Origin of the sequence: Cognatundibacterium rugosum, from assembly GCF_014284365.1 — a bacterium.
GTDB classification, from domain to species: domain Bacteria; phylum Pseudomonadota; class Gammaproteobacteria; order Burkholderiales; family Burkholderiaceae_D; genus Undibacterium; species Undibacterium rugosum.
Genome location: NZ_JACOGG010000060.1, coordinates 1 through 514, shown reverse-complemented (window position 1 = coordinate 514; position 514 = coordinate 1). Strand labels below are relative to the sequence as shown.

At 55.6% G+C, this 514-nt stretch carries 1 protein-coding gene; it reads left to right on the top strand.

Annotation, left to right across the window (positions count from 1 at the left end; genetic code table 11):
• Positions 1 to 63 precede the first annotated feature (63 nt).
• Positions 64 to 477 carry an IS66-like element accessory protein TnpA gene (tnpA, locus tag H8K47_RS18055; protein ID WP_212682271.1) on the top strand — a complete coding sequence of 138 codons (414 nt, stop codon included), beginning with the start codon at positions 64 to 66 and terminating at the stop codon, positions 475 to 477.
• Positions 478 to 514: the final 37 nt, after the last annotated feature.

Genomic DNA, 514 nt, shown 5'->3' with positions numbered 1-514 from the left:
CGTCTGGACGTCAGCATTAAAAATCTTCAAAGTAGTTCCCGTTAAATATTAGCGGGAGCTACTTTGGAACTACTAACTACACCGGTGCGCAGGAAGCGACGCCCCAACTATTCACCGGAATTCAGGAAGCAACTGGCGCTACGCGCAGCCGAACCGGGCGTTTCGGTCTCCCGCCTGGCGCAGGAGAGTGACATCAACGTCAACATGCTGTTCAAGTGGCGTCGGCAATTACGGGAAGGTCGATTGGACGGCGTAATGCACCGCCAGGCTATGCTGCCCGTGACGATCATCGACGAGCAGCCAGATCATTTGGCATTAGCACATCCGATTGATAGACCTGATGCTGTCGCAGCTCAGGAAGTTCTCACGGATCGCTCCGGTGTGATTGAAATCCAGATGGCCGGTGCGGTCGTGCGTTTCGATGGCAAGGCTGATTTGACTGCGATCCGTGCCGTGTTGGGGATGTTACGACCATGATGGGGCTACCGGCAGGAACACGCATCTGGCTGGCAGC